This is a genomic window from Arsenicicoccus sp. oral taxon 190 (genome assembly GCF_001189535.1).
Classification (GTDB): domain Bacteria; phylum Actinomycetota; class Actinomycetes; order Actinomycetales; family Dermatophilaceae; genus Arsenicicoccus.
In genome coordinates this window covers 610,219-636,041 of sequence record NZ_CP012070.1, presented here as the reverse complement: position 1 = coordinate 636,041, position 25,823 = coordinate 610,219, and the positions used below count along the sequence as shown (strand labels likewise).

Genomic DNA, 25,823 nt, shown 5'->3' with positions numbered 1-25,823 from the left:
GGCTCATCGCTCTGCTGGCTCAGCCCCGCGAGGTCGCCCTCTCGGGCCAGGGGACCTCGTAGGCCCGAGCGGCTCGCCGGGTACGACCGATGTGGTTGACGACGAGCCCGACCCCCGGAGCCCCCGCGTCGACCAGACGCGCGACGGCGTCCTGGACGTCCTTCAGTCGAGCACGACGGGCGTCCACGACGAGGACCACCGCGTCGACGTCGGTCACGAGGGACTGAGCCAGCGCGGACGCGGATGCGGACGGCGCGTCCACCACCAGGGTGCGGGCCGGTGCCCGGCCGGCGATCACGGCGCGCTCGTCGGCCCCGCCCACCCCGCCGGACAGCTCGAGCAGGTGAGCGTCGTCGCCATCGTCCAGCCGGTCCGCGAGGAGCCACCGCGCGACGGTGCTTGAGCCTGACCCAGGCCGCACGGGTAGCACCAGCAGCACCGGCCGGGCTCCGTCACGCAGGCGGCCGGCCAGCAACGACCTGGCCTCCTGGAGCTGGCGATCAGCGCAGGACGTCCCTGGGGCAGCCCCGTCCAGCTCCGGCAGGTGAGGGAGAGCGGTCAGGACCGGAGCCCCGACGACATCCCTGAGCTGGCCGGCTGAGTAGACGCGCGGCCGCAGCAGGGTGCCCAGCAGGAGGACCCCGACCATCCCGATCAGGCCCAGCCCTGCCCCCAGGGCGATGTGGGCCGCGGCTCCGAGTCCGTCCTCGGCGACCGGGGTGCTCGGGGGGCTGATGGGCACCAGTCGGATGAACCCGCCGGGGGAGACCGCAAGCTTCTCCACCTCTGCGACCTTGGTCGTGAGCTGACGGGCCCAGGCATCGGCGAGTCGCCGCGCCTGCTCCTGGTCGGAGGAGACGGCGTGGATCACGATGTCGCTGGTGCCGGTGGGCGCGGTGAAGGACATGGACCGGAGCAGGTCGTCGTTGCTGCGGGACGTGCGCAGCTGACCGCGCACCTTGGCCGCGATCTCGTCGCTGCCGGCGAGGTCCTTGTAGGACAGGACCCGCCCCTGGAGCACGTCCGCGCTGGGCGGCTGGGCCGTGCTGGAGGTCGCCACGAAGCGCACGGAGGTCCGGACGTCGGAGGCATAGGTGGTGGCGTGCAGGGAGTGGGTCAGCCAGCCGAGAGCGGCTCCCAGCGCCGCCGACAGGAGCAACCAGCCGAGGTTGCGGCGCAGGGCCTCACGGGCGATCCCGGGGGCGAAGCGGTGGTCGACGTACTGCACCTCAGGCATGTCGTCTCCTTCGGGTGCCCTCTACGGGCCTCGGACGGGTGGTGGCCGGGCCACGGGGTGAGCGGGCCGACACGGACCAGATGGCGACGGCTGCGACCGCGAAGATCGAGACGGCCTGCAGCAGCGATCCCCGGATCAGCAGCAGCGAGTAGAACGGGAAGACGCACCCGGCCAGGGAGGGGGCGCTCTGATGCAGGAGCTCGAGGTGGTGTCGCCGATCGAGGACGCGAGCCAGGAGTCCCACCAGGAAGAAGCCGACGAGGACGCCCGCGATCCCGAAGTTGACGTAGAACTCCGACCAGAGCGGCGCGGACAGGTTCTTGAACCCGTAGGACTTGTACTGAGCGAGCAGGATGCCGGTGTCGAAGGGTTTGTCGGGCCACGCGGTCCGTGGCACCCAGAACAGCAGGACTCCGGCCAGCTGCCGACCGAACGAGACGCCCTCGTGAGCCACGAGGTCGACGGTGTTGACGATCTGCGCGAACGCATCGAAGTCGCCCGACTGCAGCGCGCCCACCGCGCTGCCGGAGTCGCCGCCGGGGGTGGATCCCCGGAAGGTGTTGAGAAGTGGAAAGACGACGATCAGACCCGCCAGGGCGGCGACCGCGACGGCGCGGAAGCGACGCTGGGTCGCGTAGCCGCCCACCGCCGCGAGCACACCCAGCACGACGGTCCCGACCATGAATCGCGGGCTGCTCAGAGGGTTGTTGAGGTAGGCGAGGGCCACCCCCGTGATCCACGCCAACACGAGCCACCGCCGCCGGTCGTGACCGCGCGACAGGCGGTAGATCTGCAGCTGAGCGATCAGCGCCACGAGCATCCCCATGCTGGCCCAACCACCGATGAGTGCCCCGACCACGGTGTTGGGGAACGCCTGCTCCTGCACGGCACCGAAGGCGTAGCGGTTGAGGAAGAGGCTTCCCGGGCCGACCTTCCAGACGTAGACGATGCTCATGATGAAGGCAAAGGCGCTCAGCGCGATGGTGCGGTGATGGCTGACGTCGGGCAGGGTGGTCCGTGCCGACAACGGGATCTTGCGGCCAACGGCACTTCCCGCGAGCGCTCCGAGAATTCCCACGAAGACGACGCCCCAAGCCGTCGAGAAATAGTGTGGGTCCAACCTCGGGGTGGTACCGATCTCGTCACCCAGTCGCTGCTGCACGAATGGTGCGCAGCCCATGAATACATAGGTGAAGAGCCAGAGCACCATCTCGTACAGATGTCGCGACGCGGATGCGACGATCCAGGCATATCGCGCTCCGGCGATGAGCATCACCCCGACGGCAGCCCAGGGGATCTCGGCGCGAAGGGGACTCTGGGTGGCGCCGATGAGGAGCGCCGGGACCACCGCGCACAGCAGCGCGGCCATCAGCCCTCCCAACCCCAGCGCGAGTCGCGACCCCTGCTCCACTCATACCCCCATCGTTGCGGAAGGAATGTCCGCCCGCCGCCTGGAAGTATGAATGACGGGCGCCGGGCAGGGGAAATGCTGAAACCATTTTGCCGGCTATCGGCCCGCCATTCACTCTCACGCCGTGAAGCGCCGCCAAAAGGTTGCTCAACGCATGCGTCCGACTACCTTGGGTGACCTTTCCGATTCGGTGGGTGTGCGAGCCCCGGAGGTGCTCAAATGATGCGGGATCTCGCCTCTAGGCTGGGTCCCGCATCAGGTGGGCCCGCGCTCGAGCAGGCCCTTGTCTGCCGAGTTGCGAGGAGAGACCCGTGCCCGTCCGACGTCGCTTGTCGACCTTCACCGGGTTCGGTTACGACAAGGGGAGGCCGCTGCCGGTCTGCGCCGCCTGGGTGGTCGTCGAGCCCCTGCTGCGGTCGGTGCTCGTCCCGAGCTCGCTCCGGGTCCGGGTGCTGCGAGCCTTCGGCGCCGAGATCGGGACCGGGGTGCTGCTGCGCCACGACGTCCGCATCCACTGGCCGTGGAAGCTCCGCGTCGGCAACGACTGCTGGGTCGGGGTGGGGGCCTGGCTCCTCAACCTCGAGCCGATCACGATCGGCGACGACGTCTGCATCTCCCAGGGCGTCCTGCTGTGCACCGGCAGCCACCAGGCCGACAACCCTGCCTTCGAGTTCGACAACGCGCCGATCGAGGTCCAGGACGGCGCCTGGATCGCGGCCCGCGCCACCGTCCTGCGGGGCGTCACGATCGGACGGGACGCCGTCGTGGGGGCTACCGCGCTCGTGGTCAGGGACGTCGAGCCGGGAGCGCGCGTGCTGGCTCCCCGCGCGGAGGTGCGGTCGGCGTGAGGGTGCTCCAAGTCGTCTCCCTCGTCAGCCCCCAGGGCGAGTATGGCGGACCAACCCGGGTGGCCCTCGCCCAGTGCCGGGCCCTGCGCGACGCCGGGCACGACGTGGTCCTGGCGGCGGGCAGCTGGGGCTACGACCCGGTGCCGAGCGAGGTGGAAGGCGTCCGGGTCAGGCTCTTCCGCGCGGTCGCGCCGGTGCCGGGCAGCTTCCACGGCCTCGCCAGCCCAGGGCTGGTGTCCTTCGTCGCCCGCGCGGGCGCCACGGCCGACGCCGTCCACGTCCACCTCGCCCGTGACCTCGTCACGCTCCCGGCCGCGCTGGCGACGCTCGTGCGACGGCGGCCCTACGTCCTGCAGACCCACGGGATGGTCATCCCCTCGACCAACCCGCTGGCCGGTCCCCTGGACCTGACCATGACCCGGCGGGTGCTTCGAGGGGCGGGACGCGTCTTCTACCTGACCGATGCCGAGCGCGACGGCCTGCAGCAGGTCGCCGCCCCGCTGCGGCTCGAGCAGCTCCGCAACGGCATCGACCTGCCGCCGGCGACCCCGCTGCCGTCCGAGACCGGCGCCGCGCCCCAGGTGCTCTTCCTCGCCCGGGTGCAGACCCGCAAGCGGCCCCTCGACTTCGTGGAGATGGCGGTGCGCCTGGCGCCGCGCCACCCTGGCGTGAGGTTCCGCATGGTCGGCCCCGACGAGGGGCTCGGCGACGAGGTCAGGGCCGCCATGGCCCGCAGCGGTCTCGGGGACCAGCTCGTCTGGGACGGCCCGCTCCCGCCGGACCGGACCGCCGCCGCCATGCGTGCCGCCGACATCTATGTCCTGCCGTCCGTGGACGAGCCCTACCCGATGTCGGTGCTGGAGGCGATGTCCCTGGGTCGTCCTGTGGTGGTGACCGACTCGTGCGGGCTGGCTCCGATCATCGCGCGCCGGGCCGCCGGCGACGTGGCGCCCGAGGGCCCCGCGGGGGTGGCCCAGGCGGTGGACCGGCTCCTGTCCGACCCTGCGCTGCGAGAGCTGGCCGGCGCCCATGCTCGCGAGGCCATCCGTGACGAGCTCGGCATGGAGTCCGTCGTCGCGCAGCTCGAGCGCTCCTACCTCGACCTCACCACCCGCACCAGCTAAGGACCGCGTCCCCTCATGAAGATCCTCATCGTCTGCCTGAACTATGCGCCCGAGCCGTCCGGCACCGCGCCATACACGGCCGGTCTCGCCCAGGGCCTGGTCGACCTCGGGCACGACGTCCGCGTCATCGCAGGCATCCCGCACTACCCCAGCTGGACCAACTACACGGGCTTCACGGGCCGCCGCCGGGACGAGGTCGTCGACGGGGTGCCGGTGACGCGGCTGTGGCACACCATCCCCAGCTCCGGCGGCGGCCCCGGCCTCGGCCGAGCGGTCATGGAGCTCACGTTCGGCATCCACACGTTGCTGGTGCGGTGGGGCAGGCCCGACCTGGTGCTGACCGTGAGCCCGGCGCTGATCTCGTCCGGATTCGCGCTGGCCCGCGCGCGGCTGAGCCCCGGGCGCCCCCGCACCGCCATCTGGGTGCAGGACATGTACTCCACCGGCCTCGCCGAGCTGGGGAGCGCCGGCGCGGTCGCGGCTGCGGCCTTCACGCTGCTCGAGCGCGGGGTGCTGGGTCTCGCCGACGGGGTGTCGGTGATCCACGAGCGGTTCCGTCGCTACGTGGTGGAGGAGGTCGGTGTCGACCCGCGCAAGGTGGCCGTCAACCGCAACTGGGCCCACCTGCGGACCGACCCTCACGGCGTCGACGTCCGCCAGATGCGGGCCACGCTCGCCGGGGACCCGGACCGTCCGATCGCGCTGCACGCCGGCAACATGGGCGCCAAGCAGGGCCTCGAGAACGTCGTGGAGGCCGCTCGGCTGGCGCAGGGCCGCGGCTCTGACGTGATGTTCGTGCTGGTGGGCGACGGCAACCAGCGTGCCCGGCTCGAGGAGCTCGGCACCGGCTGCGCCAACCTCCGGTTCGCCCCGGCGCTGCCGGACGGCGAGTTCCGGGCCGCCCTGGAGGCCGCGGACGTGCTCCTGGTCAACGAGAAGGCCGGGGTCAAGGAGATGGCGGTGCCGAGCAAGCTGACCTCCTACTTCCGCGTGGGTCGTCCCGTGGTGGCCGCGACCTCGGACGACGGCTCCTGCGCCGACGAGGTGCGGGCGGCGAACGCCGGGCCCGTCATACCGGCCGGGGACCCGGCTCTCATGCTGAGCACCATCGAGGCCCTGGTCGCCGACCCCGACCGCTCACGCACGTATGCCGAGTCCGCCACCGCCTTCGCGGCAGCCAACCTGTCGGCCGCGGCGGCCATCTCCGGCTTCTCGACGTGGCTGCGCGGCCTCGCCGAGCGCCGCCGGGCCGTCGCGGCGCCGGCGCTCGCCGACTCCCACTGAACTTCTTCGCACCACTACCCCTCGGAAGGCACCACATGACCAAGCGCGCGCTCATCACGGGCATCACCGGGCAGGACGGCTCCTACCTGGCCGAGCTCCTGCTCAGCAAGGGATACGAGGTGCACGGGCTCATCCGTCGTGCCTCGACCTTCAACACGCACCGCATCGACCACCTCTACGTGGACCCCCACGACGAGGGCGCCAAGCTCTTCCTGCACTACGGCGACCTCAGCGACGGCGCGCGGCTCGTGACGCTCGTCGGGGAGATCAACCCCGACGAGGTCTACAACCTCGCGGCGCAGTCCCACGTGCGCGTGTCCTTCGACGAGCCCGAGCACACGGCGGACACCACAGGGGTGGGGTCGATCCGCCTGCTCGAGGCCATCCGGGTCGCCGGTGTCCGACCGCGCTTCTACCAGGCGTCGACCTCCGAGCTGTTCGGCGCCACGCCGCCGCCGCAGGGCGAGGACACGCCGTTCTACCCGCGCTCGCCGTACGGCGTCGCCAAGCTCTACTCGTACTGGATCACGAAGAACTACCGCGAGGCGTACGACATGTTCGCCGTCAACGGGATCCTCTTCAACCACGAGTCCCCGCGCCGCGGCGAGACCTTCGTGACCCGCAAGATCACCCGCGCCGTGGCCGCGATCAAGGCCGGCCGCCAGAAGCACCTGTACATGGGCAACATCGACTCGGTCCGCGACTGGGGCTACGCACCCGAGTACGTCGAGGGCATGTGGCGGATGCTGCAGGTGGACGAGCCGGAGGACTTCGTCCTCGCGACGGGTCAGGACTACACCGTCAAGGACTTCCTGGCCATGGCCTTCGAGCACGCCGGCCTGGACTGGGAGGAGCACGTGCGCTTCGACGAGCGCTACCTGCGGCCCACCGAGGTGGACGCGCTCATCGGAGACGCCTCCAAGGCCAAGGACAAGCTGGGGTGGGAGGCCAAGGTCCACACCCCCGAGCTCGCGCGCATCATGGTGGACGCCGACATCGAGGCCCTGGAGCGCGCCGGCACCCCGTGGATCGACACGCCGACGACCCGCGGGCCGGGCACCCCCATCCCCGGGGCCGTGGCGCGATGACGGCCGCGGACGGGGTGGACTACACGCCGGGTCCCCTCGACCGGGACGCCGTGACATATGTCGCGGGCCACCGGGGACTCGTGGGGTCGGCGGTCTGGCGGCACCTGGAGTCCGCCGGCTTCGGTCGGCTCGTGGGGCGGTCGTCCTCCGAGCTGGACCTGAAGGATCGCGAGGCCACCTTCGCCTTCTTCGCCGAGACCAAGCCGCGCTACGTGGTGCTCGCGGCTGCCAAGGTGGGCGGGATCCTCGCCAACAACACCTACCCGGTGGACTTCCTCTCGGACAACGTCCGCATCCAGGTCAACGTGCTCGACGCCGCTCTGGAGCACGGGGTGGAGCGGGTGCTCTTCCTCGGGTCCTCCTGCATCTACCCCAAGCTCGCCGAGCAACCCATCCGGGAGGACTCGCTGCTCACGGGCCATCTCGAACCCACCAACGACGCCTACGCCATCGCCAAGATCGCTGGGATCCTGCACGTCCAGGCGGTGCGTCGGCAGTACGGCCTGCCGTGGATCTCGGCCATGCCGACCAATCTCTACGGCCCGGGCGACAACTTCGATCCCGCGGGGTCTCACGTCATGCCGGCCATGATCCGGCGGTATGACGAGGCCGCGGCTGCGGGTGCCCCGGTCGTGACCAACTGGGGCTCGGGCTCGCCGCGACGGGAGTTCCTGCACGTGGACGACATGGCCGCCGCCTGCCTGCACCTGCTGGAGCACTACGACGGCCCGGTCCAGGTCAACGTCGGCACCGGGACCGACGTCACCATCAAGGAGCTGGCGGGCATCGTCGCCGACGCCGTCGGCTACGAGGGATCCATCGAGTGGGACACCTCGAAGCCCGACGGCACGCCCCGCAAGCTCCTGGACGTGTCCACCCTCCGTGACTCGGGTTGGGCGCCGCGCATCAGCCTCGAGGAGGGGGTGCGCGCGACGGTCGAGTGGTACCGCGCGCACCGCTCCGAGCGACGCGGCTGATCGACCCGACGATCAACCCTGGGATCGGTTGTTCTTGCTCAGGAGCCGTTCGACGCCGTAGTCGCCCACCACCGGGCGGCCACCACCGCCGACGTCGAGGTTGTCCTGGACCACGACGTCGGCGGGCCACCCTGCGCCGCCGTGGCCCACCCAGACCGCCGTCGACGTGGTCCCGGGCGGAGTGGTGTGCCGAAAGGTGTTGGCCTCCACGCGAACCCGGGTGCTGCCCGACAGGACGATCACGTCGCTCTGATAGGCCAGCGGACGGGTGCCCACGTCCACGAAGGTGTTGCCGCGCACCACGACGTCGACCGAACGGTCCTCGACGTGCACCCCGCTCATGGAATATCCCCGGAACCGGTTGTCCGAGACGATGGCACCGCTGACGTGCGCCAGGCCGACCCCCCATCCGGACAGCTCGCCGCGCGACCTGTTGCTGGAGAAGTCGTTGTCGAGGATCTGCACGTCCTGCATGACACCGGCCGGGGCGTTGAGCTCGAGGTCCGACGCATGGTTGTCCGAGAAGCGGCTCCCCGACACCACCAGGTCGCGGACGGTGCCTTGGCCCCCTGAGGTCTGGAACAGCGCGTAGTCGGCCTGCTGCACGGCACTCGCGTCGATGCGAAGCCCACGTATGGTCTCGCCCTTGGCCGCCACGAGCTGGATGCCGTGGCAGGCCGAGGACCAGCGGTTCCTCGCGCAGTCGAGCCTGACTTGGGCCAGGGACGCCGCGCTCGACGAGCCGATCCCGACGAGGACGGCCGGAGCAGCCCCGGTCCGCGCCAGGCTGAGATCGGCAAGAGCGGGCCGGTCTCCGGTCAGGAGGAACAACGGGCCCAGCTCGGTGTCGGGTGGCTGCACGGCGAGGGTGGTGAGATCACTGCCGGCCCCCCGCACGGTGACGCCCGACGGGACCGTCACGGGGCGGTCCAGACGAAGACGCAGTGCTCCTTGAGGCAGCAGCAGCGTGGCCGGGGCGCGCCGGGCGGCCTGCTGCAGCGCCGTCGTGAGCACACCTCCGTCGATGACGCGGCCGTCGGCGAGCAGGCCCACCGACCTGCCGTCGACGATGCGCCCGGCTGCGGTCGATGCCGCGGCGGACACCCGGGTGCTCGGGACCGCGGGAGAAGGTGCCGCGTCACGGTGGCCGACGAGGGCGACGATCACGGCAGCCACTGCAGCCAGTGCCGCCGTGACCAGCACGGCAGGTCGGCGCCACATAAGTCGTCTCCCTTTTCTGATCTCGTCGTGGTTCATGCCGACGATGCGATGCGTTGCGTAGCCACGGGATGCATCCCAGCGAACATGGTAGGCCGAAGGGTTAAGACTGCAACGGGCCGGCTTTGTGTCTGAAGAGGCACCGTTAGCATCGCGTTCATGGGGGAAGTAACGGGGGTGTACCGCCGGGTGGACTATTGGACACTCGTGCAGAAGCACAGCAAGAGCCTGATCGCAGCCGTCGTGCTGGGTCTGGCTACAGCATTCTGCGCACATCAATTCCTACCGGGTGCGTATGTCGCTCGCACGGCAGCTCTGGTCGGGGTCGGGCCGGTGAAGTCGGTGCAGGACGCGGTGGCCGCCGACACGGCCGCTCAAGGGGGGGCCAGGACAGCGGTCTACCTCGGCGGGTCGGACCTGGTGGCCCAGGATGCTGCTCGTCAGCTCGGCTCCACCGCCTCGGCCCACCAGCTTCTCGACAGGGTGGCCGTCGAGTCGGACCTCGGCTCGAGCCTCGTCGTGATCTCCTCGACCGGCAGCTCTCCGTCCGAGGCCAAGGACCTGGCTGACGCGTGGGTGCGCGCCCTGCAGCGCGCCTTCGAGGCCCCGCGGGCCGGACGCTCGATGACCCTGGAACAGCTGGGGCCCACCACCACGCCGACGCGTGCGACCGCTCGGCCGTTCGTCCTGGAGCTCGCCGCCGGCGCGCTCGGCGGCCTCCTGGTGTGGGCGATCCTGTGGCGGGTCGGGGAGCGCCGACGTGCCAGTCATCGACCGATGCGCCGTGCCCGCCCCGCACTGGGTCGGGTGGAGTGAGAAGGTCTCGTGCACCCGTCTGCCGAGACCGCCGGGCCCCCTGCGAGGTCCTTCCCGCTGCTGAGGATGTGGCGCCAGCCCGACGGCCGGATCGCCCTGGTCTACGCCGCGTCCGTCGGCCTGTCGCTCCTGGCGTCATACGCACTGCTCGTGGCCGCGCCGCAGCTGCAGGAGTTCGCTCGCTTCGGCGTCGTCAAGCGGCTGACCCTTCCCGCGACCTACGCCCTGGTGCTCGCGGCAACCGTGTTGCCGTATGCCGGCGAGTGGTGGTCCCGTCGACCGCCGTTGTGGTGGTGGCTCATGGCCGTGAGCCTGGGCGTCGGCGTCATGTGGGCTCCGCTGCGCAACGGTGCCGTCACGGTGGTGGCGTTCGTGCAGGACGTGCTGCTCCTGGGGGGCTTCCTGGTCCTCTTCCTGGCGGCATCCCAGCCCGCGACGTGGAGCCGTGAGGCTCGCCGCCTGATCGTGGGGACCACGGTGGTGGGGGCCTTCGCGGCACTGCTGTCAGGCTTTCAGGTCGGTCCATTCGTCGCCGTCACGGCGCCAGGGGTGGCCGGGCTGATCTACCTGGGGCTGGGCGCGCGGCGCACGTCCTCCTGGGGGCTGCTGCTCGGTGCGGTGGGGGCCGCGGCGGTCGGCTGGCAGCTGGTGCACACGCCCAACCTCAGCATGGCGGTGCTGGGCCAGGTTCTGGCCTGCGTCGGTGTGCTCGTCATGATGCTCCTCCCCGCGCCCGTGCGCCCGGCAGTCCTCGTCCTGGGCGTCACCGGCTTCCTCTTGGCCCTCTCCCGCGACGGCACCATCAACCTCATCCAGGGTCGTTTCGCGGGCGTCCAGGACGTGACGCTGGCTCAGCGTGGGTGCGAGTCGCGGGCCGTGCTGCGTGCCCTGGACGGCCGCTTCTGGGAACCCCTGCTCGGCCTGGGGCCCGGAGGTACGGTCGACCTGCGCCTCTGCCCCGACGTGGAGACGCTCGTCGCCGCCGGGCGCGACCTCTCGGCCGTGGATGACGTGCACCTGCTCCCGGCGTGGGTGCTGATGAAGGCGGGGGCCCTGGGGGCGTCCTGGTTGGCCCTGCTGCTCGTCGGCCTGCTCGCGAGCACATGGGCGGTGGCTCGACACCGTCGCCCATCAGGCTTCGACGTGGTGATGGTGATGGCTGCGCTGGCAGGTCTGGTCGCTGCGCTGCCTGCCGGGACCAACGCCCTCTCCAACCCGTTGGTCCCGATCGCCCTGGGAATCCTGTGGTCTCGTCATGGGGCGGGCCGCGGCCCTGAGCTCCCGCCGGAGGGTGGTTCACGAGTTGAGGCTCGGCCTTGGCCCAGGGACACTGAGGGGGTGGCCGGGGGATGATGATGTCCGACAGCGACACCGGGGCCGGCGTGGGTCCCGTGGGGGACAGGGACGAAGGGATGGACACGATGTCGACCGTGGGGGAGCCGACCTGGATCGGTCGGCCGGGTCGGGCGTTGGCCGGGTGGGTGGAGATGCCGTCGTCGCGACGAGCGCGGGGGGTGGTGATCCTGGCCCCCACCATGGGGCGAGAAGGGGTGTCGTCCTACAGGTCGCTGCGTGCGCTGGCGGTGCGTCTCGCCGAGCGTGGGTTCGCCAGCGTGCGTTTCGACTGGCGCGGAGACGGCAACTCGGCGTCGGCCGAGGGGGCCGACGTCGTCGCCGGCTGGGTCGAGGACCTAGATGTCGTGCACGACGAGGTGCTGCGGATCGCGGGGGAGCTGCCGGTGCACCTGGTGGCGTTGCGTCTGGGCGCGTCGATCGCGCACCGCTGGGGTCGGCCTGTCTCGGGACGCACGATCCTGTGGGAGCCCATCTCGGGACGCGCCTACCTCCGCCTTCACCAGAAGCTGCGGGTGCTCGGCACCGACATCCCGGTGATGCCCCAGGAGTCCGGGACCGAGCTGAGCGGGTCCTTCTTCACCCCCGCCCAGGTGCAGCACCTCAAGGGTCTGGCAGCGCCGAAGCCTGCTGCGAGGCTGCAGGACCGAGCCTCCCTGCGTGTCGAGGAGGACCGCGACACCGCTGAGCACCTCTACTTCGCCGCCCCTCGGTACGCCCGGATCCCCTACGCCGCCATCGACGCCATCATCGATGACCTCGAGGAGGCGTCCCCGACGGCGTCGCCGCTCGCGGCCTGGCACGGCGTGTCCACCACGGCCTTCACCGTGGACGATGCGGCCGTCACCGAGACCTTCGTCCGGGTCGGTCCTCATGCGCTGCACGCGATCGAGACCCGGCCGACGGGTGAGGTCCTGCAGGCGTGCGCCTTCACGAGTGCCGGCGGCGAGCCCCTGGACGGTCCCACAGGGCTGTGGACCCAGGCTGCTCGCCGTGCCGCCGCCCGAGGGGCCCTCTGCCTCAGGTCCGAGAGGCGCGGTCTGGGGGTGCACCTGGATCCGGCCGTGCCCGTCGAGCCCAACCCGTACACCCTCGCAGCGGTCGAGGACGCCGCCGCGTCGATCCAGCACCTCCGCTCGCGTACCGACCGTCCCGTCGTGGCCGTCGGCCTGTGCGTCGGAGCCTGGCTCTTCCTGCGGGCCTGCGCGACAGCCGCCCCCGATCGGATCCTGGCGTTCGACAACATCGTCTGGCAGCCCGACCCCCGGTTCGTGGAGCGCTACTTCAAGGAGCCGTTGCTCCGCAGATTCCTGACCGAGAGCCCGGGCGTGGGTGATGACGCGGACGAGGGGATCCGAGCGCCGGGCGCCAGGACGCGGATCAAGGAGGCGCTCAAGCGGGGCCGGGAGGTCTCCCGCCGGCGTCCGCTGCCGGTGCGCCGGGTGCTGGCGCGTCGTGGCCTGGCCGAGTACCCCTACGAGCTCCTGTCCCTGGCGCCCCGGACGACCCGGATCGATCTGCAGTTCGGGGCAGCCGCGGCGCGCCACTTCGACGACGTCCACGGACAGGAGTCGTTGGCTCGACTCCGCGCGGAGGGCCGACCGATCGACGTGGCGCAGTGGGACGACCTCGACCATGCCCTGCTCGCGGAGACCGCGAGACGCCGGTCGCTGGAGTCCGTCGTGCGCGCGGTCACCGGACCGTGAGCAGACGCCTGCGCCTCGGCTGTCTGGCATCGCTGGGTGTTGCACTCACAGTCGTCGTGGCCCTGGTCGTCGTCATCCTGTTCCCGCGCCACGACCCCGTGGGCCGGTCGGACGCCATCGTCGTGCTCGGGCCATCTGTCGACGAGCGCATCACGCAGGCCGAGCTGCTCATGCAGCAGGGCGTCGCCGGGACGTTGGTGGTCTCCGCTCACCCCGCTGACATCGGGCGTGTCCCCGCCGTGTGCTCGCAGCAGAAGGCCTACCCCGTGGTGTGCTTCGACCCCGACCCCTCCACGACCCAGGGCGAGGCCAGGGCGGTGGCCGGCCTGGCGCGGGAGCGGGGCTGGACCTCACTGCAGGTCATCACCTTCGACCCGCAGGTCGAGCGAGCCAGGCTGATCCTCGGACGGTGCTTCCCCGGTCGCATCTCGATGCTGGAGCACAACGAGGGCTACGACCTGCCCCTCATGCTCGCCTACCAGAGCGCGGGATGGGCCAAGGCCCTGCTCTCACCCGGGTGCTGAGCCTCGCTCACAGGCGACCCACGGCCGGCATACGCCGGAGCCCTGGGACGTGCGGGGTAGCGTGACACCGTGATCCTCGCCGTCGTCATGCTCGCCCTCGGCGTCCTCGCGTACGGCGTCTCCGGTGCCCGCCTCCACCGCGGCTCGCAGTCGGAGGGCGGCCCGTTGCGGTCGGCGAGCTGGTGGATCGGCACCGGACTGCAGGGGGCGGGCTTCCTCTTCACGCTGGTGGCCCGCAGGTTCCTGCCCCTGCTGCTCGTGCAGGCGTGCGTGACCTCGGCGCTCGCGGTCACCGCGATCATCCAGCACGTGCAGGGGGTCCGCCGGCTGCGCGCCTCGGACGCTGCGGCCGTGGTCTCCGTGGTCTTCGGGATCGCGGCGCTGGGCTTCGTGACGGTGACCGGGCCCCCACCGCCGATCGAGCCGCTGCACATCTGGGTGCTGCTGGTGTGCGCCGCCCTGTGCGCGGGTGGCCTGGCGCTGCCGGGCGGCCCGGTGCGCAACGGGCTGCTGTCCGGCTTCGGCTTCTCCTTCTCCGCCATCTGCGCCCGACTGCTGGTGGGCGACCACGCGCACCCGCTGTGGCGCTTCTGGGAGCTGCCGCTGCTCAACTGGGTCGCGGGGCTGCTCATCGTCTCGGGCATGGCCCTCGGGCAGATCCACCTGACCAAGGGGTTGGCCCGGGGGCACGCGGCACCGGTGCTGGGCTGCAACTACGCGATGGCGACGGTCTTCCCGGCGGGGTTCGGGCTCGTCCTGCTGGGGGAGCACCCCCGACCGGGCTCGCTGCTGCAGCTGGTCGTCGGCCTGGTCCTCGCCCTCGCCGGCGCGCTGTGGCTGCTGCGCGCGGAGGACGAGGCAGGCATGCTCGACGACCGCGACGCGCACGCCTAGGCCCGGAAGCCGCGCGCCACGAACCTCAGCTGGTCCAGAGCCACCGACCCCCAGTAGTCGGCGTCGTGGCCACCGGGCGTGAGGTGGAACTCCGGGACGGGCCGCGCCCGCGGCAGGAAGTCCCAGTTGCACTGCAGGAAGGGGTCCCGGTCGCCGATGTCGACGCGCACCGGGATCCCCTCGAGCCGCGGCCACAGGGCTCGGATGTCGTGCTGCGCGAAGTCCTGGGCCGAGTCGTAGGCGCCCTGGCTCTGCTCGAACGACGGGATGAACGGGGTGCTGGCGGCCACGACGGAGGACACCCGCTCTTTCCCTACGGTCGCGCCGAGGTAGAGGGCCCCCACCCCGCCCATGGAGTAGCCGTAGACCGCGGGCCGTGACACGTCCAGCCCGAGCCCCTTGAGCACGGCGACGAACTCGTCGGTGATCAGGGCGGCGCTGTCGGTGCCGTCGCTGCGGGGATGCCACCACGTGTCCCCGCCCTTGATCCCCGCGCACGCGAAGGCGGGCAGGCCCTCGGCCTGCAGCTGGCGGGACGTCTGCGGCCAGCGCAGCGCCCACGGCGTGCTCTGGTCGCCGCCCGTCCCGTGCAGCGTCACCAGGACCGGGATCCGGCTGCCGGGCGGGTGCCCCGGGGGATACAGCACGAGCCACGGCGCCTGAGCACCCTTGAGGTGCTTGGACGCGAAGGCGCCGTCGACATACTGCACACCCTCGGTGCTGGACGGCACCACCGAGGGGCTCGTCGTGGCGGGGGAGGGCCCTTTATCATCGGTGCAGGCGGCCAGTGCCCCCACGGCCGTCGCACCCGTCATCAGGCCCAGCAGCTGGCGACGGTCCATGGTGGCAGCCTAGGCCGGGAGCCTGTCCGCGGCCCGGGCGGGCACCCGCGCGGACCGCTCAGGTCACCGTCGGCGCTGGCACCGGCCGCACCAGTAGAGCTCGCGGCCGCCCAGCTTCTCCGAGCGGATCCGGGACGCGCACCGCAGGCACGGCTCCCCGGTGCGCTTGTACGTCGCGAACTCCCGCGGGTAGGTCGTCCCGAGCGCCCGCCCGGTCAGCTCGGGCGGCACCTCCCCGGCCGCCACCCGCGCCTCGGCGTCGACCACCTGGTCCTCGAGGGTGAGGATCTGGCCGAACGCCACCCCGAGCGGCAGCAGCCGCACCAGATCGGCCCAGATCAGGTCCCAGGAGGCGCGCCGCAGCTCCCGGCCGGGCCGGCGCGGGTCGAGCCGGTGCCGCCACAGCACCTCGCAGCGATAGACGTTGCCGACCCCCGCGACCACCGCCTGGTCGAGCAGCAGCTCGGCGATCGTCTTGCGGGACCGAGAGATCCGGTCCCACGCCTGCTCCGGGTCGGCGTCCGGCCGCAGCGGGTCCGGACCCAGGCGACCGATCACGGACGCGACCTCGTCCGGCGTCACCAGCGCGCACACCATCGGCCCGCGCAGGTCCGCCACGTGCTCGGCCGAGCTGACCCGCAGCCGCACCTCCCCCTGCACGGGCACGTCATCAGGCCGTATGCCGTCACCCACCGGGGTCACCGCGAAGTTGCCGATGAGGCCGAGGTGGACGTGCAGCCAGCGGTCCTGCTCCAGCTCGACGAAGAGGTTCTTGCCGGCCGCCTGCGCCCGCACGAAACGGGTGCCGTCCAGCAGCGCCGCCGACTCCGCGAACCGCCCCTGCGGGGAGGTGATGCGGACGGGCAGGTCGGCATACGCCCGGTTGAGGCGCCGCGCGAGCGCGTGGATCGTGTGTCCCTCCGGCACCGGTCAGCCGGCCTTCTTGGTCTGTCGCTTGGCGGTCGACTTGGCCGCGGTCTTCTTGGCGGTCGTCTTCTTCGCGGTCGACTTCGCGGCGGACTTCTTGGCGGCCGGCTTGTCGTCGTCCGCTGCCTCGTCCGCCGGCTCGTCCGCCGTCTCGTCCGTGCCGGCCTCGTCCTGCGAGTCGCCCAACGCGCCCTCGCCCCGCGCCGCCTTGGCCCGGTCGACCGAGCGCTGCAGCGCCGCAAGCAGATCCACCACGTCGCCGCCCTCGTCGTCGCCCTTGGCCTTGGGCGCGGTCGTGACGTCGCCACCGGCCAGCTTGCGCTCCACCAGGGCCTGCACGGCGGCGTGGTAGTCGTCCTCGTAGTCGTTGGGCTCGAAGTCGTCCACCATCGACTCGATGAGCAGGTCGGCCATCTTGACCTCGCGCTCGCTGGGCTCCGGGATGTCGTCCAGCACGTCGAACGACGGCTTGCGGATCTCGTCCGGCCACAACATGGTCTGCAGCACGATCACGTCGTCCTTGACCCGCAGCACCGCCATGGACAGCCGGGTGCGGACGGCGACGGTGGTCACCGCCATACGGTCCGTGGAGCGCAGCGCCTCCCGCAGCAGCGCGTAGGGCTTGACGGCGCTCTTGTCCGGCTCGAGGTAGTAGGACTTGTCGAGCAGGAGCGGGTCGATCTGCCCGGCGGGCACGAACTTCTCGACCGAGATCTCCTTGGAGCTCTTGGAGTCCAGGCTCGCGAGGTCCTCGTCGGTGAGCATCACCATCTTGCCGTCGGGCGACTCGTAACCCTTGGCGATCTCCGAGTAGGGCACCTCCTCGCCGTCCGCCGCCGCGACTTTCTTGTACTTGATCCGCGAGCCGTCGCTCTTGCGCACCTGGTGGAACTGCAGGTCGTGGTTCTCGGTCGCGGTGTAGAGCCGCACCGGCACGGTCACCAGCCCGAAGGACACCGCGCCCCTCCAGATCGCTCGCATGACCTGCTCCTTCGTCGTCGATAGCTCACCGATCGGCATACCCATCAGTCAGGATGAGGTATGCGCACGATGCTCGCCACCCCCACCCGCGTGGTTCCCCCGGGTGACGGGTGGGCGCACGAGGTCAAGTGGGACGGCATGCGCATCCTCGCCGACCGCTCCCCGACGGGGCTGCGGCTCCGGGCCCGGTCGGGGGCCGACGCCACCGCACGGTTCCCCGAGCTGGGGGGTCTCGCGAGCGCCGGCCCGGACCTGCTGCTGGACGGCGAGGTGATCGCGCTGCAGGGCGGGGTGCCCTCCTTCGCCGCGCTCAGCGAACGCATCCACGTCGCGGATCCCCGTGCCGCGCAGGTGCTCTCGGAGGCGCGGCCGGTGACCTATATGGTCTTCGACCTGCTGCGCGTCGGCGGCCAGGTGCTGATCGACCAGCCCTGGTCGGTGCGGCGCTCGCTGCTGGAGCGGCTGGACCTGGAGTCCTTCGGCGGTGGTGGCGTCGCCTGGAAGGTCCCCGGCACGTATGACGACGGCGAGCTGCTCCTCGACGTCACCCGCCGCCAGGGGCTCGAGGGGGTGGTGTCCAAGCGCCGGTCGTCGACCTACCAGCCCGGCACTCGCAGCGCCGACTGGCTCAAGCTGCCGCACCGCGCGACCGTCTCGGTGGTGGTGGGCGGCTGGCGCCCCGAGACGTCCGGGCGCGACCGCGTCGGGGCGCTGCTGGTCGGGACGCCCACCGCCGACGGGTCGGGGCGGCTCGAGCTGGACGGCCGCGTGGGGGCCGGTCTCGCGGGTCGCGCCGGGGACGCGCTGCGGCCGCTGCTCGACGAACGTGCCTGCGAGACCTCGCCGTTCGCGACGGAGGTGCCCCGCGAGGACGCCACCGGAGCCCGGTGGGTCCGGCCGACGCTGGTCGTCGACGTGCAGTCCCTGGGGCGGTCGGGAGGGGGGCGGTTGCGGCAGCCGGCATACGTCGGGGTGCGCACCGACCTGACGCCCGCGGACCTGGCGGCGCAGGAGGTGACCGATGGCTGAGTCCGCGGACCACGTGCGGGTCGAGGTGGACGGGCGGACGCTGCGGCTGAGCTCGCTGGACAAGGTGCTCTACCCCGAGACCGGGACGACCAAGGCCCAGGTCATCTCCTACTACGCGCAGGTGGCGCCGCTGCTGCTCGAGCAGCTGCGCGACCGGGCGGTCACCCGCATCCGATGGCCCTCGGGGACGGGCGGGCCATCGTTCTTCGAGAAGAACCTGCCCCGCGGCGCGCCCTCCTGGATCCGCACGGTGACGCTGCCCGCGCCCGGCTCGACGAAGGCCCGCGAGACCATCACCTACCCGATCATCGACTCCGTCGCGGGGCTGACGTGGCTGGCCAACCTGGCCGCGCTCGAGCTGCACGTCCACCAGTGGCGGGTGTCGCCGTCGGGGGAGGCGCTGCACCCGGACCGGCTGGTCGTCGACCTCGACCCGGGGCCAGGCGCGGGGCTGGCCGAGTGCTCCCAGGTGGCGTTGTGGGCGCGGGACATCCTGTGCGACATGGGGATCCAGGAGCTGTGGCCGGTCACGTCGGGCTCCAAGGGACTCCAGCTGTATGCCGAGCTCGACGGCAGCCACCCCGTCGCCGTGGTGCGCGAGGTGGCCCAGGGGTTGGCGGTGGCGCTCGAGGCGGCCCACCCCAGGCTGGTGGTGTCGTCGATGGTCAAGGCCAAGCGCGGCGGCAAGGTGCTGGTCGACTGGAGCCAGAACACCGCCTCCAAGACGACCATCTGCCCGTGGTCGCTGCGGGGGAAGCTCGGCCGGCCGACGGTGGCGGCGCCGCGGGAGTGGACCGAGCTGGAGGATGCCGCGTCGGGGCGGGCGCTGCTCGAGCAGCTGTCCCTGGACGACGCGCTGAGTCGGATGGCTTGAGGGTCCCGCCCGGGCCACCCTGCCCCTGACGCTGAGGCGCCATTGGTCACCAATGACGTCTTGAGGGCACTTTTGAACGATCAGGTGCGTCATTGGTGACCAATGGCGAAGGGCTCGCCGAGGAGGCGGGCCTGCTCGGCCATCGCCGTGCGGAGGCGCCTGACGACTCCGCCGACGGCAGGGTAGTCGCGGGCGGTGCCCACCACGACTCGCACGTCCTGCTCCTCGACGCGCCTGATGCGGGCGACGTCGGCCTCCCGCTGCTGAGCCGAGGCGTAGTGCCACAGGCCGTCGTACTCGAAACCGACGCGGAGGCGGCGCCAGTACATGTCGAGGTAGGCAACCAGTCGGCCGAACGAGTCGTAGATCGCGGCGTTCAGCTCCGGCTCGGGCAGGCCGGCCTCCAGGAAGCGCAGCCGCAGCAACGTCTCGCGCGGTGAGGCGCTGCCCTCTCTGACGTGCTCCAGCGCAGCGAGCGCAGCCACGGCTCCGGGATGGCCGGGTCTGATGGCTGCCGCCAGGTGGTCCAGGGTGCGCCCGCTGCGCCACCCCACGACGGCGTCTCCCAGGATGATCAGGTCCTCGTGGGGCAGCTCCCCGGCCAGCTGTGCGAAGACATGCTCGTGGGCGACGACCGGCGTCCCCAGCCCGGGCAGGCGCAGGTGGGGCGGCACCGGACCGCGGTGGTCTCGCACCTCAGGGCGGCGGGAGGCGTGGGTGGACCCCGGGACCAGTACGTCGATGAGCTGCTCGGGGAGCCACTCGGACGGCAGCGGGAGCTCGAGCAGGCGGGCGGCAGTGACATGGCTGAGCGCCGCCCCCTCGGGGAGGACCACGGAGAGCATCCGGGCCTGTTCGAACGCAGACGTCGGACGGGCGAGCGCATAGACACCGTGGAAGACGCGGGTCAGCTGGCGCAGGTCGGCGACGCTGAGCCCGGCGCTGAGGGCATCGGCGCGGGTGAAGGCCGGATGCCCGGCAAGCGACGGGGGCAGGACGAGGGACATGCAGCGATGGTGGTGGCCCGGCCCCGCTGCGTCATACGGTCATCCACAGGCGGGGAAGTGAGCCGTGAGATGTCCACAGGCTCGTCGCCCCTGCGTGTCCGCCATTGGTCACCAATGACGGATTTGATCGTTCATGAAGGCCCGTGAGACGTCATTGGTGACCAATGGCGACGCCGGGGGTGGGCGGGGGCGGAGCGGAGGTGTGGGGGAGGTCATGTTGAGTTCTGAGGCGAGGCTGGCCTAAGTGAGGCAAGCCTTATCGTCTCGATCGAGGATCGTCATGCTCGCGAACTACCTGATCGGCCTCCGGGAGGGCCTGGAGGCGTCGCTCGTCGTCGTCATCCTCGTCGCCTACCTCGTGAAGTCCGGCCGGCAGCAGCTGCTGCCCCGCATCTGGGCGGGTGTCGCCGCGGCCGTCGCCATCTCGCTGGCGTTCGGCGCGGTCCTGACCTTCGGTCCCAAGGGGCTGACGTTCGAGGCGCAGGAGGCGATCGGCGGCGGGCTGTCCATCGTGGCAGTGGGATTCGTGACCTGGATGATCTTCTGGATGGCGCGCCACTCGCGGGCGCTGTCCGGCGAGCTCAAGGGCGCCGTCGACCGGGCCGTCGAGGGGGCCCGCGGCGGTCTCGTGCTCGTCGCGATGCTCGCCGTCGGCCGCGAGGGGCTCGAGACCGCGCTCTTCCTCTGGGCTGCCACCCAGGCCGCCGCCCGCGACAACGCCTCCACCACCGCCCCCCTCGTCGGGGCGCTGCTCGGGCTGCTCACGGCGGTCGCGCTGACCGTCGCCGTCTACAAGGGCGCCCTGCGGCTCGACCTCGGCGCCTTCTTCCGCTGGACCGGCGGCTTCCTCGTGCTCATCGCCGGCGGGGTGCTCGCCTACGCCGTGCACGACCTGCAGGAGGCCGGCCTCCTCCCCGGCCTGCACACCCTCGCCTTCGACGTGTCGCACATCATCGAGCCCAGCTCGTGGGGCGCCACCCTGCTCAAGGGCATCTTCAACTTCTCGCCCGCGATGACCGTGCTCGAGGTCACCGCCTGGCTCGCCTACGTCATCCCGGTGATGGCGCTCTTCGTCACCAAGGTGCGCCGCCCCACCCCACCCGCCGGCCGGGAAGCCGCGACCGGCATACGCCAAGGAGCCTCTGCATGACCCGCCTCGCCACCTCCGGCGCCCTCCTCGCCGTGGCCGCGCTCGCGCTGACCGCGTGCACCGACAACGCGCCCGCCTCGGGCGGCGGCACCCAGGCCGCGGCGGCCAAGGGCGCCCTCACGGTGTCCTCCACCGACACCGAGTGCCAGGTCTCCGCGGCCGAGGCGCCCTCGGGGACGGTGAAGTTCAGCGTCACCAACAACGGCTCCACAGTGACCGAGTTCTACCTGCTGGGGCAGGACGGCCTGCGCATCGTCGCCGAGGTGGAGAACATCGGGCCCGGCCTGAGCCGCGACCTGGTGACCAAGGTCGCGCCCGGCAGCTACTTCACGGCGTGCAAGCCGGGGATGGTGGGGGACGGCATCCGCAAGGCCTTCACCGTGACCGACTCCGGGGTCGGCCTCGAGGCGCAGGGCGCCGACAAGGAGCTCGTCGACACCGCCAACCGGCAGTACTCCTCCTACGTGAAGGACCAGACCGAGCAGCTGCTCGCCGGGACCAGGAAGTTCGCCGCCGCCTACAAGGCCGGCGACGTCGCGACCGCCAAGGCGCTCTACGCCCCGACGCGCGCGCACTGGGAGCGGATCGAGCCGGTGGCCGAGAGCTTCGGCGACCTCGACCCGATGATGGACGCCCGCGAGGCCGACCTCGAGCCCGGTCAGCAGTGGACCGGCTGGCACGTCGCCGAGAAGGACCTGTGGCCGCCGAAGACCGGCCACACCGCCCTCACGGCCGCCCGCCGCGCCGAGATCGCGGACAAGCTCGTCAAGGACACCGAGACCCTGCACGCCCGGACCCGCACCATGACCTTCACCGCCGACCAGATCGGCAACGGCGCCAAGAGCCTGCTCGAGGAGGTCGCCAAGGGCAAGGTCACCGGCGAGGAGGAGATCTGGAGCCACACCGACCTGTGGGACTTCCAGGCCAACGTGGACGGCGCCCGCGTCGCGTGGGAGGGGCTGCGACCGCTGCTCAAGCGCAAGGACCCAGGGCTGGACGCCCAGCTGCAGCTGCGCTTCGGTGCCCTGCAGAAGCTGCTGGACCAGCACCGCAGCGGCGCCGGCTTCGTCACCTACGACACGCTCTCCAAGGAGGAGGTGAAGGCGCTGTCCGACGCCGTCAACGCGCTGTCCGAGCCGTTGTCGCGACTGACCGCCGCCGTCGTCTGATGGGCGAGTCCCTCTCTCGTCGTGGGCTGCTCGGCTGGGGCGCTGCCTCGGCCGCGGTGGGTGCTGCCGGCTTCGCCGGTGGTATGGCGACCGCCTCCGCCTCGCCGGGGCAGGCCGGCCCGGGCGGCTCTGGCGGGTCTGGGTCTGGCGGGTCTGGGGCTGGTGGCTCCGGCTCGGGCGCGACCGACAGCCACCCGTTCTACGGGACCCACCAGGCCGGGATCGTGACGCCGGCCCAGGACCGGCTCCACTTCGCCGCCTTCGACGTGACCACCACTGCCCGTGAGGATCTCGTCGCGCTGCTCACCGCGTGGACCGCCGCTGCCGCCGAGCTCACCGCCGGCCGACCGGTCGGCGGCGACCCCACCAGCTATGACGCGCCACCCCACGACTCCGGCGAGGCGGAGGGCCTGCACGCGTCGCGGCTGACGCTGACCTTCGGCTTCGGGCCGTCGCTCTTCCGGGACGCGGCGGGGCGGGACCGGTTCGGCCTGGGGGCGCGGCAACCCGCTGCGCTGCAACGACTTCCGCACTTCCCCGGTGACGCGCTCGACCCCCGCCGCTCCGACGGAGACCTGTGCGTGCAGGCCTGCGCGGACGACCCGCAGATCGCGGTGCACGCCATACGCAACCTGGCCCGGATCGGGATGGGCGTCGTCTCGCTGCGGTGGTCCCAGCTGGGCTACGGTCGGACCTCGTCGACCTCGACCGCGCAGGCCACGCCGCGAAATCTCTTCGGCTTCAAGGACGGCACCGCCAACCTCAAGGCGGAGGACCCGTCCGCGCTGGACGCCCACCTGTGGGTGGGGCGCGGCGACGACGCCCGGGCCGGGTGGCTGGCCGGGGGCTCCTACCTCGTGGCCCGCCGGATCGCCATGAACCTCGAGACCTGGGACCGGACCTCGCTGCGCGAGCAGGAGGCGATCATCGGCCGGGACCGACGCGAGGGGGCGCCGCTGTCGGGCGGCAAGGAGTTCACCGGCGTCGACTTCGGCGTCGCCGGTCGCGGCGGCAAGCCGCTCGTGCCCGCGAGCTCCCATGTGGCGATGGCACATCCGTCCCGCAACGGCGGCGTGCAGATGCTGCGGCGCGGCTACAACTACACGGACGGGTCGGACGACCTCGGGCGGATGGACGCGGGGCTGTTCTTCATCGCCTACGTCCGGGACCCCCGCAAGCAGTACATCCCCATGCAGACCCGGATGGCCAAGCAGGACGCCCTGCAGGAGTACCTCCAGCACCGGGCGTCGGCGTTGTTCGCCATACCGCCGGGTGTCCGCGAGGGTGAGCACCTCGGTCAGGCCCTCTTTACCTGACCGCCCCCCATCCGCGATCCCCGCCCCCATCCGCGATCCGCGCCCCCATCCGCGATCGTGGACGTTGTGTGCCGCGGGGCGACCACAAACGTCCACGATCGCGGGAGAGGGGAGGGGGCACAGTGGCTAGTCGAGGCGGGTGAACAGCTCGTGGTCGGGGTTGCAGGTCACGTCAGCGGCCGGGACCAGCCGGTTGACGAGGTACTGCGTGCGGACCTTGTCTACGCACCCGCTCACCCCGAGGGCGCCGTGGCCGAAGCCGTTGCGCAGCGTCACCAGCCGTGAGGTCGGCAGCAGCTTGCGGTAGGCCACCGCCCCGCTGTAGGGCGTCGCGGGGTCGTGGTGGTTGCCGATGATGAGGACGGGGGCGGAGGTCTTCTTGGTGAAGGGGCCCCGGTAGGCGTCCCCGGACATCCCCGGCCACCCCGGGCAGGGGCTGGCCGCCCACAGCCAGGCCGGCCCGAATCCCGGTGCCTCCCACTTGGTCCGGCGGTCGGCCATGATGAACGACCGGGGGTCGGCGGGGTTGACGGAGTCCGAGCACAGCACCCCGTGGAAGCCCGCGTCGTAGACCGGCGCGTCGGGCTCCGGCTCCGCAGCCGCAGCCGCACCCGAAGCAGAACCGGCGGGGGCGAGCGACAGCGACGGGCCGTTGGTGCGGTGGGCCCGCTTGGGCGCGGCGGACCCGGTCAGCGGTGCCGGCACGGGGTGCTTGCGGTCGACCTTGGCGACGAGGGCCTTGAAGCGCTTCACGACGTCGGCGGTCCCGGCGCGCGGCGCGGCAGCCGCAGCGCGGCGCGTGGCCGGAGTCGAGGGGGCGATCTGCTCGCGCAGCTGGTGGATCAGCTGCATGAGCATCGGGATGTCGTCGGGGGAGTAGAGCACCCGCAGCGCCTGGCCGATGACGTCGTCGTAGCGCAGGTAGTTGCCGTCCCCGAGGTCCACGGGCTCCTTGGACAGCTTGGCCAGGATGGCGTCCCAGTCCTTGCGGACCGTCTTGGCCTCGGCGCAGCGGGCCGTGCCGACGCGCTCGCACTCGGCGAAGGCGGACATCAGCGCCTCCTGGGCGCCCTTGTGCGACAGCAGCCGCTCCGTGACGGGCTTGGTCCGGGCCTCGTTGCCGCGGCCGGTGGTCCAGGCGACGGGGTCGAGCACGCCGTCGACCACGAGGGCCCGCACCTTGTCCGGGAAGAGCGCGGCGTAGGTCTCGCCGAGGAAGCTGCCGTAGGAGATGCCGTAGTAGCTCAGCTGCTTGTCCCCGAGGGCGCGCCGAGCGAGGTCCATGTCGCGGGCCGTGTCGGCGGTGGACATGTGCTGCAGGATCCGGGGCATGTTGGTCCGGCAGGTCTTGCGGTAGGCCCGGTCGTAGGCGAAGTGCTCCTCGAACTCCTTGTCCCACAACGGGAACGCGTGCTCGGAGAGCTGCGGCATGACGTCACCGGGCTTGCCCACGCACCGGGCGAGGTCCTGGCCCTCGATCCCCCGCGGCCCCACCCCGATGATGTCGAAGCGGGCCCGCACCTGCGGGCCCAGCAGCTGGGCGAAGAGCGGCACCGACTGGGTGGCCGGGCCGCCGGGGCCGCCCGGGTTGGTGAAGAGCGACCCGATCCGGTTGCCCGGCTTGTCGGCCGGCCGGCGGCTCACGTCGAGCTTGGTCGTGCCGAGCGCCGGGTTGTCGTAGTCGAGCGGCACCTCGAGCGTGCCGCACTGCAGCCCCGGGCCGCAGCGGGTCCAGGTGATGCGCGGCGTCGCCATGGCTCGCAGCGCCGCGGCCCGGGCCGCGTCGTCCTTGCGGACCGAGGCGTATGCCGCCGCGGGGCCGCCCGCCCGCGCCGCAGGCGTCGAACCGGGCGTCGAAGCGGGCGTCGCGGCGGTCGCCGGCAGCGTGGCCGCGACGGTCGTGGACAGGGTGGTCAGCGCGATCACGGCCGCAGCCGTGCGGTGTCGAGTCACGAGATCTCCTCGGTGAATCAGGTCGGTCCCCCGGATGCGCGGTGGCCCCCCACACCCCGCCGACCGGTCCATCCTGACCCGGATGGACCAACACC

23 protein-coding genes are annotated in these 25,823 nt (G+C 71.7%); 15 read left to right on the top strand and 8 right to left on the bottom strand.

Going from position 1 to position 25,823, the window contains the following annotated elements; translation table 11 throughout:
• Positions 1-19 precede the first annotated feature (19 nt).
• Together ADJ73_RS02965 and ADJ73_RS02960 are read right to left on the bottom strand one after the other, a co-directional pair.
• On the bottom strand, positions 20-1,237 hold the full coding sequence (locus tag ADJ73_RS02965) for a YveK family protein (protein WP_050347034.1): 1,218 nt from the start codon (positions 1,235-1,237) through the stop codon (positions 20-22).
• A complete protein-coding gene (locus tag ADJ73_RS02960) occupies positions 1,230-2,606 on the bottom strand; it encodes an oligosaccharide repeat unit polymerase (protein WP_156188086.1) in 1,377 nt (458 codons plus the stop codon). Before ADJ73_RS02960 ends, ADJ73_RS02965 begins: the two co-directional genes overlap by 8 nt.
• 353 nt (positions 2,607-2,959) lie before the next feature.
• Here ADJ73_RS02960 and ADJ73_RS02955 point away from each other — a divergent pair, with 353 nt between their 5' ends.
• Genes ADJ73_RS02955 through ADJ73_RS02935 form a run of 5 tightly spaced genes read left to right on the top strand, consistent with a single transcriptional unit; the run spans position 2,960 to position 7,969 of the window.
• Complete coding sequence (locus ADJ73_RS02955; protein ID WP_050347032.1) at positions 2,960-3,496, top strand: DapH/DapD/GlmU-related protein; 537 nt, start codon at positions 2,960-2,962, stop codon at positions 3,494-3,496.
• Positions 3,493-4,620 carry a glycosyltransferase gene (locus tag ADJ73_RS02950; RefSeq protein ID WP_050347031.1) on the top strand — a complete coding sequence of 376 codons (1,128 nt, stop codon included), beginning with the start codon at positions 3,493-3,495 and terminating at the stop codon, positions 4,618-4,620. Before ADJ73_RS02955 ends, ADJ73_RS02950 begins: the two co-directional genes overlap by 4 nt.
• A gap of 15 nt (positions 4,621-4,635) precedes the next feature.
• Positions 4,636-5,904 (top strand): glycosyltransferase, encoded by a 1,269-nt coding sequence (locus tag ADJ73_RS02945; RefSeq protein ID WP_050347030.1) that lies wholly within the window; start codon positions 4,636-4,638, stop codon positions 5,902-5,904.
• Between the two features lie 35 nt (positions 5,905-5,939).
• Positions 5,940-6,992, top strand: coding sequence for a GDP-mannose 4,6-dehydratase (gene gmd, locus ADJ73_RS02940; RefSeq protein WP_050347029.1), 1,053 nt, complete (start codon positions 5,940-5,942; stop codon positions 6,990-6,992).
• The gene (locus ADJ73_RS02935; protein WP_050349217.1) at positions 6,989-7,969 is read left to right on the top strand and encodes a GDP-L-fucose synthase family protein; all 981 of its coding nucleotides are present in this window, start codon (positions 6,989-6,991) and stop codon (positions 7,967-7,969) included. The genes gmd and ADJ73_RS02935 overlap by 4 nt, the downstream gene beginning before the upstream one ends.
• A gap of 12 nt (positions 7,970-7,981) precedes the next feature.
• Here ADJ73_RS02935 and ADJ73_RS02930 read toward each other — a convergent pair whose 3' ends face one another.
• Positions 7,982-9,226, bottom strand: coding sequence for a right-handed parallel beta-helix repeat-containing protein (locus ADJ73_RS02930; RefSeq protein ID WP_172669693.1), 1,245 nt, complete (start codon positions 9,224-9,226; stop codon positions 7,982-7,984).
• Between the two features lie 120 nt (positions 9,227-9,346).
• Here ADJ73_RS02930 and ADJ73_RS02925 point away from each other — a divergent pair, with 120 nt between their 5' ends.
• The 5 genes from ADJ73_RS02925 (at position 9,347) to ADJ73_RS02905 (ending at position 14,480) form a co-directional block, all read left to right on the top strand.
• Positions 9,347-10,003 carry a hypothetical protein gene (locus ADJ73_RS02925; protein WP_172669692.1) on the top strand — a complete coding sequence of 219 codons (657 nt, stop codon included), beginning with the start codon at positions 9,347-9,349 and terminating at the stop codon, positions 10,001-10,003.
• 9 nt (positions 10,004-10,012) lie between these two features.
• Positions 10,013-11,356 carry a hypothetical protein gene (locus ADJ73_RS02920; RefSeq protein WP_050347026.1) on the top strand — a complete coding sequence of 448 codons (1,344 nt, stop codon included), beginning with the start codon at positions 10,013-10,015 and terminating at the stop codon, positions 11,354-11,356.
• 59 nt (positions 11,357-11,415) lie between these two features.
• Positions 11,416-13,062, top strand: coding sequence for a serine aminopeptidase domain-containing protein (locus tag ADJ73_RS02915; RefSeq protein ID WP_172669691.1), 1,647 nt, complete (start codon positions 11,416-11,418; stop codon positions 13,060-13,062).
• Positions 13,063-13,118: 56 nt separating this feature from the next.
• Complete coding sequence (locus tag ADJ73_RS02910; RefSeq protein WP_050347024.1) at positions 13,119-13,586, top strand: ElyC/SanA/YdcF family protein; 468 nt, start codon at positions 13,119-13,121, stop codon at positions 13,584-13,586.
• A gap of 69 nt (positions 13,587-13,655) precedes the next feature.
• Positions 13,656-14,480: a hypothetical protein gene (locus ADJ73_RS02905; RefSeq protein ID WP_050347023.1), complete on the top strand. Its 825-nt coding sequence runs from the start codon at positions 13,656-13,658 to the stop codon at positions 14,478-14,480.
• On the opposite strand, the gene ADJ73_RS02900 is transcribed toward ADJ73_RS02905, so the two are convergent.
• The 3 genes from ADJ73_RS02900 to ku all read right to left on the bottom strand — a co-directional run bounded on the left by ADJ73_RS02900 (position 14,477) and on the right by ku (position 17,230).
• On the bottom strand, positions 14,477-15,322 hold the full coding sequence (locus ADJ73_RS02900; protein WP_082176694.1) for an alpha/beta hydrolase-fold protein: 846 nt from the start codon (positions 15,320-15,322) through the stop codon (positions 14,477-14,479). The genes ADJ73_RS02905 and ADJ73_RS02900 overlap by 4 nt on opposite strands.
• A 63-nt stretch (positions 15,323-15,385) precedes the next feature.
• The gene (locus ADJ73_RS02895; protein WP_050347021.1) at positions 15,386-16,249 is read right to left on the bottom strand and encodes an Fpg/Nei family DNA glycosylase; all 864 of its coding nucleotides are present in this window, start codon (positions 16,247-16,249) and stop codon (positions 15,386-15,388) included.
• Between the two features lie 3 nt (positions 16,250-16,252).
• On the bottom strand, positions 16,253-17,230 hold the full coding sequence (gene ku / locus ADJ73_RS02890) for a non-homologous end joining protein Ku (RefSeq protein ID WP_050347020.1): 978 nt from the start codon (positions 17,228-17,230) through the stop codon (positions 16,253-16,255).
• 60 nt (positions 17,231-17,290) lie between these two features.
• On the opposite strand from ku, the gene ADJ73_RS02885 reads away from it, so the two are divergent.
• Together ADJ73_RS02885 and ligD are read left to right on the top strand one after the other, a co-directional pair.
• Complete coding sequence (locus ADJ73_RS02885) at positions 17,291-18,259, top strand: ATP-dependent DNA ligase (protein WP_050347019.1); 969 nt, start codon at positions 17,291-17,293, stop codon at positions 18,257-18,259.
• Complete coding sequence (gene ligD / locus ADJ73_RS02880; protein WP_050347018.1) at positions 18,252-19,133, top strand: non-homologous end-joining DNA ligase; 882 nt, start codon at positions 18,252-18,254, stop codon at positions 19,131-19,133. The genes ADJ73_RS02885 and ligD overlap by 8 nt, the downstream gene beginning before the upstream one ends.
• Positions 19,134-19,222: 89 nt before the next feature.
• Here the strand turns inward: ligD and ADJ73_RS02875 are convergent, their stop codons facing one another.
• Positions 19,223-20,140: a hypothetical protein gene (locus ADJ73_RS02875; protein WP_050347017.1), complete on the bottom strand. Its 918-nt coding sequence runs from the start codon at positions 20,138-20,140 to the stop codon at positions 19,223-19,225.
• Positions 20,141-20,420: 280 nt separating this feature from the next.
• Between ADJ73_RS02875 and efeU the strand changes: the two genes are divergently transcribed.
• The 3 genes from efeU to efeB are packed head-to-tail and all read left to right on the top strand — an operon-like array spanning position 20,421 to position 23,775.
• Positions 20,421-21,290, top strand: a complete 870-nt coding sequence (gene efeU / locus ADJ73_RS02870; RefSeq protein ID WP_050347016.1) for an iron uptake transporter permease EfeU — start codon at positions 20,421-20,423, stop codon at positions 21,288-21,290.
• Positions 21,287-22,459: an iron uptake system protein EfeO gene (gene efeO, locus ADJ73_RS02865; protein WP_050347015.1), complete on the top strand. Its 1,173-nt coding sequence runs from the start codon at positions 21,287-21,289 to the stop codon at positions 22,457-22,459. Before efeU ends, efeO begins: the two co-directional genes overlap by 4 nt.
• Positions 22,459-23,775: an iron uptake transporter deferrochelatase/peroxidase subunit gene (gene efeB / locus ADJ73_RS02860; protein WP_050347014.1), complete on the top strand. Its 1,317-nt coding sequence runs from the start codon at positions 22,459-22,461 to the stop codon at positions 23,773-23,775. The genes efeO and efeB overlap by 1 nt, the downstream gene beginning before the upstream one ends.
• A 126-nt stretch (positions 23,776-23,901) precedes the next feature.
• Here efeB and ADJ73_RS02855 read toward each other — a convergent pair whose 3' ends face one another.
• Positions 23,902-25,728, bottom strand: a complete 1,827-nt coding sequence (locus tag ADJ73_RS02855) for an alpha/beta hydrolase (RefSeq protein ID WP_156188083.1) — start codon at positions 25,726-25,728, stop codon at positions 23,902-23,904.
• Positions 25,729-25,823 lie beyond the last annotated feature (95 nt).

Bases quoted from the DNA above. Each gene is read 5' to 3' on its own strand.
- ADJ73_RS02965 (WP_050347034.1), bottom strand. From the start codon at position 1,237: ATGCCTGAGGTGCAGTACGTCGACCACCGCTTCGCCCCCGGGATCGCC.
- ADJ73_RS02960 (WP_156188086.1), bottom strand. From the start codon at position 2,606: ATGGCCGCGCTGCTGTGCGCGGTGGTCCCGGCGCTCCTCATCGGCGCC.
- ADJ73_RS02945 (WP_050347030.1), top strand. From the start codon at position 4,636: ATGAAGATCCTCATCGTCTGCCTGAACTATGCGCCCGAGCCGTCCGGC.
- gmd (WP_050347029.1), top strand. From the start codon at position 5,940: ATGACCAAGCGCGCGCTCATCACGGGCATCACCGGGCAGGACGGCTCC.
- ADJ73_RS02935 (WP_050349217.1), top strand. From the start codon at position 6,989: ATGACGGCCGCGGACGGGGTGGACTACACGCCGGGTCCCCTCGACCGG.
- ADJ73_RS02930 (WP_172669693.1), bottom strand. From the start codon at position 9,226: ATGAACCACGACGAGATCAGAAAAGGGAGACGACTTATGTGGCGCCGA.
- ADJ73_RS02925 (WP_172669692.1), top strand. From the start codon at position 9,347: ATGGGGGAAGTAACGGGGGTGTACCGCCGGGTGGACTATTGGACACTC.
- ADJ73_RS02915 (WP_172669691.1), top strand. From the start codon at position 11,416: ATGGACACGATGTCGACCGTGGGGGAGCCGACCTGGATCGGTCGGCCG.
- ADJ73_RS02900 (WP_082176694.1), bottom strand. From the start codon at position 15,322: ATGGACCGTCGCCAGCTGCTGGGCCTGATGACGGGTGCGACGGCCGTG.
- ku (WP_050347020.1), bottom strand. From the start codon at position 17,230: ATGCGAGCGATCTGGAGGGGCGCGGTGTCCTTCGGGCTGGTGACCGTG.
- ADJ73_RS02885 (WP_050347019.1), top strand. From the start codon at position 17,291: ATGCGCACGATGCTCGCCACCCCCACCCGCGTGGTTCCCCCGGGTGAC.
- ligD (WP_050347018.1), top strand. From the start codon at position 18,252: ATGGCTGAGTCCGCGGACCACGTGCGGGTCGAGGTGGACGGGCGGACG.
- ADJ73_RS02875 (WP_050347017.1), bottom strand. From the start codon at position 20,140: ATGTCCCTCGTCCTGCCCCCGTCGCTTGCCGGGCATCCGGCCTTCACC.
- efeU (WP_050347016.1), top strand. From the start codon at position 20,421: ATGCTCGCGAACTACCTGATCGGCCTCCGGGAGGGCCTGGAGGCGTCG.
- efeO (WP_050347015.1), top strand. From the start codon at position 21,287: ATGACCCGCCTCGCCACCTCCGGCGCCCTCCTCGCCGTGGCCGCGCTC.
- efeB (WP_050347014.1), top strand. From the start codon at position 22,459: ATGGGCGAGTCCCTCTCTCGTCGTGGGCTGCTCGGCTGGGGCGCTGCC.